This is a genomic window from Pseudomonas sp. P5_B2 (assembly GCF_056400445.1).
On the sequence record NZ_JBFULH010000651.1, the window covers coordinates 1 to 2,184 of the forward strand.

The window sequence follows — 2,184 nt, forward strand, 5'->3', positions numbered from 1 at the left end:
TTGCGTTATCTGCTCGACCTGTCCCGCGATCTCAAGCGCGCCAAGTACACCGGCACCGAGCAACAGCACCTCAAAGGCAACAACATCGCGCTGATCTTCGAAAAAACCTCGACCCGCACCCGTTGCGCATTCGAAGTCGCCGCTTATGACCAGGGCGCCAACGTCACCTACATCGACCCGAACTCTTCGCAGATCGGTCACAAGGAAAGCATGAAGGACACCGCCCGCGTACTGGGGCGCATGTACGACGCTATCGAATACCGTGGCTACAAGCAGGAAATCGTCGAGGAACTGGCCAAGTTTGCCGGTGTACCCGTGTTCAACGGCCTGACCGATGAATATCACCCGACCCAAATGATCGCCGACGTGCTGACCATGCGTGAGAACGCTGACAAGCCAATCCACGAAATCAGCTACGTCTACCTGGGCGACGCCCGTAACAACATGGGCAACTCGCTGCTGCTGATCGGCGCCAAGCTGGGCATGGACGTGCGCATTTGCGCGCCGAAAGCGCTGTGGCCGCTTGACGATCTGGTCGAGCGCTGCAAGCAATACGCGGAAGAAAGCGGTGCGCGCATCACCCTGRCAGAAGACCCGAAAGCCGCGGTCAAAGGCGTGGACTTTATCCACACCGACGTTTGGGTTTCGATGGGTGAACCGGTCGAAGCCTGGGCCGAACGTATCCAGCAACTGCTGCCTTATCAGGTCAACGCCGAACTGATGAAAGCCACCGGCAACCCGCGCACCAAGTTCATGCACTGCCTGCCGGCCTTCCACAACAGCGAAACCAAAATCGGCAAGCAGATTGCCGAGCAGTACCCGAACCTGAAGAACGGCATCGAAGTGACTGATGACGTGTTCGAGTCGCCGGCCTGCATCGCCTTCGAGCAAGCGGAAAACCGCATGCACACCATCAAGGCGATCCTGGTGTCGACCCTGGCTGACCTCTAAAGAACAGAACCGGTCAATGTGGAAGCGAGCCTGCTCGCGATAGCGGTGTTACTGGCGACATATATTTCGACTGACACGCCCCATCGCGAGCAGGCTCACTCCCACAAAGGACCGAGTCTACTGCTTACTTTCCGATTTAGAAGGATTGCCATTATGCGTATCGTCGTTGCTCTGGGCGGTAACGCCCTGCTCCGCCGTGGTGAACCCATGACCGCGGACAACCAGCGCGCCAACATCCGGATCGCCACCGAACAAATTGCCAAGGTCCATGCCGGTAATCAACTGGTGATCGCCCACGGCAATGGTCCGCAGGTCGGCTTGCTGTCGCTGCAAGCTGCGGCCTATACCTCGGTTTCCCCTTACCCACTGGACGTGCTCGGTGCCGAAACCGAAGGCATGATCGGCTACATCATCGAACAGGAACTGGGCAACCTGCTGGACTTCGAAGTGCCCTTTGCCACTCTGCTCACCCAAGTTGAAGTCGACCCTAACGACCCGGCGTTCCAAAACCCCACCAAACCGATCGGCCCGGTGTACGCCAAGGCCGAAGCGGAACAACTTGCCGCCGAAAAAGGCTGGGCAATTGCTCCAGATGGCGACAAATATCGTCGCGTGGTGGCCAGCCCCAAACCGAAACGCATTTTCGAAATCCGTCCGATCAAATGGCTGCTGGAAAAAGGCAGCATAGTGATCTGCGCCGGCGGTGGCGGTATCCCGACCATGTACACGTCCCCTGGCGTACTGGAAGGTGTCGAAGCGGTCATCGATAAAGACCTGTGCTCGGCACTGCTGGCCGAACAGCTTGAAGCCGATATTCTGGTGATCGCCACCGACGTCAGCGCCGCCTTTATCGATTATGGCAAGCCAACCCAGAAAGCCATCGGCCAGGCTCACCCGGATGAAATGGAAAAACTCGGCTTCGCCGCTGGCTCCATGGGGCCGAAGGTTCAGGCCGCTTGCGAGTTCGCCCGCAACACTGGAAAAGTCGCGGTAATCGGTTCACTCTCAGACATCGAAGCGATCGTCCAGGGCACGGCCGGTACGCGCATCAGCACGGCAGCACCTGGCATTACTTACTTATAAGGAAAGATGTTTATGGCACAGTTTGAGCCTGGTCACTTGCACATCGAGCGTCACGCGCTGACCAAGGATGATGTCAGCTACAACGTGCATCTCGATTACAAGGTCGCGCAGGACCCCAAGAAAGGCAAAGGGATCGAGTTCACCCTGCAT

3 protein-coding genes are annotated in these 2,184 nt (G+C 57.8%); all 3 read left to right on the plus strand.

What is annotated here, in order from left to right:
• Positions 1–951, plus strand: a 951-nt coding sequence (locus AC1DRJ_RS25210; protein WP_477804551.1) for an ornithine carbamoyltransferase, incomplete at its 5' end; no start/stop codon positions are given.
• A 153-nt stretch (positions 952–1,104) separates the two neighbouring features.
• The gene (gene arcC, locus AC1DRJ_RS25215; protein WP_477804552.1) at positions 1,105–2,034 is read left to right on the plus strand and encodes a carbamate kinase; all 930 of its coding nucleotides are present in this window, start codon (positions 1,105–1,107) and stop codon (positions 2,032–2,034) included.
• A gap of 12 nt (positions 2,035–2,046) precedes the next feature.
• The coding region (locus AC1DRJ_RS25220; protein ID WP_477804553.1) for a DUF5064 family protein at positions 2,047–2,184 on the plus strand (138 nt) is incomplete at its 3' end.